Source organism: Paenimyroides ceti (genome assembly GCF_030409925.1).
On the sequence record NZ_JAUFQU010000063.1, the window covers coordinates 7,501 to 14,209 of the forward strand.

General features: G+C 36.1%; 5 protein-coding genes and 5 pseudogenes (1 of these 10 cut by a window edge). 6 read left to right on the forward strand and 4 right to left on the reverse strand.

What is annotated here, in order from left to right; translation table 11 throughout:
• The 4 genes and pseudogenes from radA to panC all read right to left on the reverse strand — a co-directional run.
• Positions 1-1,121 (reverse strand): annotated as a pseudogene (radA, locus tag QW060_RS23260) (DNA repair protein RadA); it reaches 242 nt to the left of the window's first position.
• 70 nt (positions 1,122-1,191) lie between these two features.
• Positions 1,192-2,154 carry a lysylphosphatidylglycerol synthase transmembrane domain-containing protein gene (locus QW060_RS23265; RefSeq protein WP_290364313.1) on the reverse strand — a complete coding sequence of 321 codons (963 nt, stop codon included), beginning with the start codon at positions 2,152-2,154 and terminating at the stop codon, positions 1,192-1,194.
• Between the two features lie 3 nt (positions 2,155-2,157).
• Positions 2,158-2,507: pseudogene (panD, locus tag QW060_RS23270) on the reverse strand (aspartate 1-decarboxylase).
• Positions 2,508-2,520: 13 nt separating this feature from the next.
• Positions 2,521-3,370, reverse strand: a pseudogene (panC, locus tag QW060_RS23275) (pantoate--beta-alanine ligase).
• Between the two features lie 110 nt (positions 3,371-3,480).
• Between panC and QW060_RS23280 the strand changes: the two are divergent.
• From QW060_RS23280 to QW060_RS23305, 6 genes and pseudogenes are all read left to right on the forward strand, one after another.
• Positions 3,481-4,286: pseudogene (locus QW060_RS23280) on the forward strand (glycogen/starch synthase).
• Positions 4,287-4,300: 14 nt separating this feature from the next.
• Positions 4,301-4,459 (forward strand): hypothetical protein, encoded by a 159-nt coding sequence (locus QW060_RS23285; RefSeq protein ID WP_290365266.1) that lies wholly within the window; start codon positions 4,301-4,303, stop codon positions 4,457-4,459.
• The gene (locus QW060_RS23290; protein WP_290365267.1) at positions 4,428-4,748 is read left to right on the forward strand and encodes a DUF4270 family protein; all 321 of its coding nucleotides are present in this window, start codon (positions 4,428-4,430) and stop codon (positions 4,746-4,748) included. Before QW060_RS23285 ends, QW060_RS23290 begins: the two co-directional genes overlap by 32 nt.
• 83 nt (positions 4,749-4,831) lie before the next feature.
• Positions 4,832-5,248, forward strand: a complete 417-nt coding sequence (locus QW060_RS23295; RefSeq protein ID WP_397386132.1) for a hypothetical protein — start codon at positions 4,832-4,834, stop codon at positions 5,246-5,248.
• Positions 5,239-5,928 (forward strand): DUF4270 family protein, encoded by a 690-nt coding sequence (locus QW060_RS23300; protein WP_290365269.1) that lies wholly within the window; start codon positions 5,239-5,241, stop codon positions 5,926-5,928. Before QW060_RS23295 ends, QW060_RS23300 begins: the two co-directional genes overlap by 10 nt.
• A 6-nt stretch (positions 5,929-5,934) precedes the next feature.
• Positions 5,935-6,709, forward strand: a pseudogene (locus tag QW060_RS23305) (glutamine--fructose-6-phosphate transaminase (isomerizing)); the annotation flags it as partial.

Genomic DNA, 6,709 nt, shown 5'->3' on the forward strand with positions numbered 1-6,709 from the left:
ACGCTACAACTGCCAAATCTATAGCAGGATCATCTACCGATATCCCTCCTGTAATATTTAAGAAAACATCTTTAGCTCCAAGTCTGAATCCTGCCCTTTTTTCAAGTACAGCCAAAATCATATTGAGGCGTTGAGATTATATCCCGTAGCGCTTCTTTGCGGAGTTCCATAAACAGCCGTGCTTACCAGCGCCTGAACTTCTATCATTAACGGACGCATACCCTCAAGCGTAGAAGCTATGGCTGTACCAGACAATTCTTCTTCACGATGAGACAATAAAAATTTCTGAAGGATTGGCGACTTCCCGTAAACCATTGCCCAGCATCTCATAAATACCCAGTTCTGCAGTAGATCCGAACCTGTTTTTTAAGGCTCTTAAAATGCGGTATACATGGTTTCGATCTCCTTCAAATTGCAATACCGTATCTACCATGTGTTCCAGAATCTTTGGTCCGGCAATATTACCATCTTTAGTAATATGACCTATGAGAATTACCGGTGTATTGGTTTCCTTGGCAAATTTAATCAGCTCTGCGGTAGTTTCTTTAATTTGTGAAACACTCCCGGCAGATGCCTCAATATAATCTGTATGCAGGGTTTGTATAGAGTCTATAATAAGTACTTCCGGATCAATCTCTTCAATTTGTCTGAAAATATTCTGAGTATTGGTTCGGTAAGTATATAGCACGTAGTATTATTAGGATTGACTCTTTCGGCACGCATTTTTATCTGTTTCTGACTTTCTTCTCCGGAAACATATAATACTTTGTACGGAAGTTTTAAGGATAATTGCAGCAATAAGGTACTTTTACCAATTCCCGGTTCTCCTCCTAAAAGAATCATCGATCCCGGAACAAGTCCGCCCCCTAAAACACGATTTAGCTCTCCATCCAGCGTATTGAGTCGAATTTCCCGTGTACTGTCAATTTCGTTAATCAACAAAGGTTTGGATACTTTGCGTACTCCCGTAGAAGATTTTGTCTGCCACGAAACTTTTTCTTCTTTCTGAATGACTTCTCTACAATAGTATTCCACTGTTTACAAGCTGAGCACTGTCCCTGCCATTTGGAGAATTGTGTACCACAAGACGAACAAAAAAAAGCTGTTTTTACTTTTGCCATACTAACTAAGTTATAGTCAAAAATACAACATTTTTAAGCAATACTCTATACGGTTATTTATTTGAGAAGGTTATTTATTTTTATTCAAAACGGGCAATAAAAGAAAAGAAATTGCCCCTGTGATAATCGTAAATACGGTTTGTAAAATCCACAGAATCCAACCGAAAGAAGTACCCACCGTTGCCGATATTCCATATAAAACCATGATCTGGGAAATCATAAGAGGAAAAGCTCCGAATCCGCCACTCGTAAAAGTCATGGCAACGCTACCCACAACAAAAGTGACCATGACAACTCCAAAAGAAATGCCTACGGTTTCCTGCAGAATAAAAGTACCATAATAAAAGGTCAGGATATAAGAAATCCAAATGATAAACGTATGCAATAAAAATGGTAAGCGATGCGGCATCTTGAAAATACTCAGCACTCCTTCTATCAAACCCTGAATCTTTTGTCTGATAAATTTAAAAAAAGACCAGTCAGAATAAAATACAAGATAAATTCCTGCCATCATTAAGACTAAAAGAACAAACCCAGACAACACAAGATTTTGTAAAGGAATTTTCTCTGACAAAAAATCTTTTAATTGATGGTATTGCAGAGAAACAGCTATAAGAACAAACACTAATAAAAAAATCAGATCAATGACGCGCTCCGCTATAATCGTTCCGAAACCTTTGTCAAAAGGAATTTTTTCGTATTTCTGCAACACCACTGCTCTTGATAATTCACCTGATCTTGGTATGGTAAGATTCATCAGATAACCCACACAAACCGCCATCATGTTATTGTTGAATGAGGACTCATACCCCAAATAATTAAGAGCATATTTCCATCGGTATGCACGCGAAACCAATCCTATTACAGAAAAAAAAGTAGCAAGAACAATGTACTGATAATTGACATGAGAAAAGTAACTTTTCATTTCTGTAAGCTGCTCCGGAGTAAATTGTATGTATGCATAGTAAACGAAAAAAACTCCCAACAAAAGTGGGAGTAGGATGTTTACTATTTTTTTAATTTTCGTTTTCAAGTGTTAAGTAAGCGAATTGTCTTTTTCATTTGGAAAGATAATCCACGGTTAAATGTTTTTGCTTCTTCAAAATCCATCAAAGCATAGGTAATCACAATGATGATATCGTCTTTATGCACTCTTCTTGCCGCCGGTCCGTTCAGCGTAATTTCACCGCTTTTTCTTGGTCCCGGAATAGCATACGTATCAAAACGTTCTCCATTATTGATGTTTACAATCGAAACCTTTTCTCCTTCAATAATATTGGAAGCTTCCATCAATTCAACATCAATTGTAATACTTCCTATATAATTTAAATCAGCCCCGGTAACTTTTACACGGTGGATTTTTGATTTTAAAACTTCTATTTGCATAAGGCAAAGGTAATTAATTTAATAAAATGTTGTCTATTAATCTTACGTTATCTATATGAGCCACCACAAAGCCACGGTATTTTTTTCCCGGCTTTTTTTTCTATTGCATGAACCAATGTTTCTTCATCTGCAATTTCAAAATACTCCAATGCAAAGTTAGGGTGTTTTTTTAAATTCTTCTGTCACAAATTCACGGACATTTTCGAGTGATGATTCAGGAAACATTTCCCGAGCTGCTTTAATATTTTATAGATAAGTGTGGCTTCCTGCTTTGCTTCAGCAGACAGTAATTCATTTCTCGAACTTCGTGCCAAACCATCTTCCTGTCTAAAAATAGGACAACCTACAATCTGCACAGGCAGTCGAAATTTCTGAACCATTTTTCGAATGATCTGAAGTTGCTGAAAATCTTTTTCTCCAAAATATGCCCTAGTTGGCCAAATTATTTCAAACAACTTTTTTACAATGGTACCGACTCCGTTAAAATGCCCGGGACGATTGACACCTTCCATCTGGTTTTCGAGTCCGTCATATTCAAACTCCTGAGCAATGGTTTCTCCTTCATAAATATCATCTACCGAAGGTGCAAAAATGATTATTTTATCGGAAAGCGTTTCTATAAAAGCGATGTCTTTTTCTAAAGTTCTCGGATATTTTTTCAGATCATCTGCATTGTTGAATTGGGTAGGATTGACAAAAATACTTACCACAACCGTGTCATTTTCTTCCAATGCCTGCTGCATCAACGATAAGTGTCCCTGATGAATAGCTCCCATAGTTGGCACTAATCCAATTGTTTGACGACTGTCAATCAAAGGCTCTAAGTGCTTTTTCAAATCATTCTGTTTTGTGTAAACCAACATTTTGTTTCATTTCAAAGAGTGCAAAATTAGTGTTTTAGATAAATAAGTCGTTATTTTTTGTAATTTTGCTTGTTTTTAGAACATTTTAATTAAAAAAATAGAATTCAATGATGAAAGACAAGAGGATATTATTCGTATCATCAGAAGTAGTACCCTATTTACCCGAAATGAAGTATCTCAGGCATCATTTGATGCTCCAAAAATGATTAATGATATAGGCGGACAGATTCGTATCTTCATGCCTCGCTACGGAAGCATTAATGAAAGGAGGCACCAACTCCATGAGGTAATTCGCTTATCAGGTATGAACTTAGTGGTCAATGATATGGATATGCCTTTAATTATTAAGGTTGCCTCTATACCAAAGGAACGAATTCAGGTCTATTTTATCGATAACGACGAGTATTTTAAAAGAAAATGCACCTTTGTCGATGAGGATGCTAAATTATTTGAAGATAATGACGAACGTGCCATCTTCTTCACTAAAGGCGTAATTGAAACAGTAAAAAAACTCAATTGGGTACCCGACATCATCCATGTTCACGGATGGCTTGCTTCTCTTCTGCCTTTATATATGAAACAATATTACAAAGACGACAGCATATTTGCAGATACAAAAATTGTCACTTCAATATTTAAAAGCAGTTTTGACGGTGTTTTATCGGATAATATGTTTGAAAAAGTAGCTTTTGACGGTTTTGATGAACAATCAATTGAAATGTTGAAAGATGCTACATTCGAAAACATTATGATCAATGCCATCAACAACTCTGATGGTGTAATCATATCTTCAGAAGAAGCTTCTCCACTTTTAACAAATTATATAGAAAGTTCGAAAAAACCTTTCTTACCTTTCACCGCTAAAGAAAAAATGTCTGAAGTTTATTTGGACTTTTATAAAAATAAAGTTTTATAAGTCAACGCATATTTATGAAGAAAGGATTTTATGCAGCACTCCTGTTAACTGTATCAACATTGACGTTCACTTCTTGTGATAAAGATTTTACTGAAGTCGGTTCCGAAATTTTCGGAGAAGATGAGTTTGGTTTTGACAAATATGAGTTGCCAATGTGGAATCAAAAATGGTAAAAACCGGCGTTTTAATTCCCGTAACTTACCTTATAATACCTTTGGTGTTTTCCAGAACGGTGTTTTCGGTAAAACAACAGCTCATTTTGTGACACAAATAGAAATGATAAAGGGTACAGAACTTTCTGAAATCGGAAACAATCCTGTATTAGATTCTGTATATGTATATATCCCTTATACAAGTACTGTTGCTGAAACCGATTCTGACGGAAACGCCACTTATAATCTCACCAATGTATACGGAACCGGTAAGTTTTCATTAATGTATATGAAAACGGTTATTTTCTGAGAGATGTCAATCCCGGAGAAGGTTTAGAAGCACAACAATACTTTTCTGATCAGAAAAACACTTTTGACAGCAATAAAAAGGGATTGAACGGGACGAATATAATTAACAATTCAACCAATACGGCTCAGAACTCTGATTTTGTAATTGATAAATCAGAAATCAGATTATACAAATACAACAGTCAGGGAGAAATTATTAAAGATGCCAACGGAAACCCTGTCATCAAGGAGCGAAAAAAACCGGTATGTGGCTCGATTTGGACAAAACCTATTTCCAAAATCGCTTTTTTTGCGAATAATACCTATAAAGGAATTCTGAATAATAATGTACTAAAAGAATTCTTCAGAGGCTTGTACTTCAATGTAGAGGATCTTTATAACCAAAGTGCATTAGCCCAACTCGCAGTTTCTGAAGGAACTCTTGTATTTATTTATAAGCAGGACAAAACCAATAACGACGGAGAAACTACGCGCGAGAGAAAAACTCTTACATTAATTTAGGACACTCAGCTTCAAGTGGAAACACAAGAAATGCCACTACAGTCAATCTTTTTGAAACAGTAAACAGTCAGACTTATCAAAATCAACTGACCAATAATAACGATCAGAAACTATGGATCAGAGGTACTGAAGGCTCTATTGCAGAAATCAATCTGTTTGGTGAAGATGCCAACAATAACAACATTGCCGATGAGCTGGAATATATCAAATCAAAAAACTGGCTGATCAATCAGGCTGTACTAACTGTGTATGTTGACAACGCTACAATGGCGAACGCAGCAGGAACAGATCCGTACCGTTTGTTTTTATACGATCTTACCAATAACAAAGCATTGATAGATTACACAGCTGATACTTCTACCAATCCGGCTAAAAAAGTTTATAACGGAATATTAGACAAAAACACAACTGACAACGTTACCAAATACCGTTTCAGAATCACATCGCACATCAACAATCTCATCAGAAAAGATTCAACTAACGTGAAACTTGGTCTGGCAGTTGTTGATGATATTACACAAGGTAATTTTACACTTTTAAAAGATAAAAACACATTTCCGAAAAAAATCCCGACCCTTTCGGCAGCATTTCCTTTCGGTAGTGTTTTGTATGGTGCAAATCACCCTGACACAGCTAAGAGAATCAAGTTAGAAATTTATTACACCAAAGAAAACAATTAATAATATATGTGTGGAATTGTAGGATATATCGGACATAGAGAAGCGTATCCAATTATAATCAAAGGATTAAAGCGTTTAGAGTACAGAGGTTATGACAGTGCCGGAATCGTACTATACAATGATGATGAATTAAAATAATCAAAAACTAAAGGAAAAGTTTCTGATTTAGAAGAAAAAGCATCGAAGGAGATAGATAATAAAGGCACGATGGGAATGGGACACACACGTTGGGCAACCCACGGTGTACCTAATGACGTCAATTCACACCCTCACTATTCCAATTCAGGAGAGTTGGTAATCAACACAACGGTATCATTGAAAACTACGAGCCTCTGAAAATTGAATTAATCAACAGAGGATATACGTTCAAATCTGACACCGATACTGAAGTTTTAGTGAATTTAATTGAAGAAATTCAGAAAAGCAAAAACTTAAAATTAGGAAAAGCCGTTCAGGTAGCCTTAAATCAGGTAGTGGGTGCTTATGCTATCTGGTGTGATGGATTTGAAAAAACCAACGAGATTGTGGCTGCCCGTTTAGGAAGTCCACTTGCAATCGGTTTGGGTGAAAATGAATTTTTCATCGCTTCAGATGCATCTCCATTTATCGAATATACCAATAATGCCATTTATCTGGAAGACGAAGAAATGGCCATCATACGGTTAAACAAACCCGTTAAAATCCGAAAAATAAAAGATGATCAACTTGTAAGTCCTTATATTCAGGAACTTCAGTTAAATCATGAGCAGATTGAAAAAGGCGGATTCGAGCATTTCATGTT

Coding starts and splice junctions, on each gene's coding strand:
- QW060_RS23285 (WP_290365266.1), top strand. CDS start 4,301: ATGAAGAAAGGATTTTATGCAGCACTCCTGTTAACTGTATCAACATTG.
- QW060_RS23290 (WP_290365267.1), top strand. CDS start 4,428: ATGAGTTGCCAATGTGGAATCAAAAATGGTAAAAACCGGCGTTTTAAT.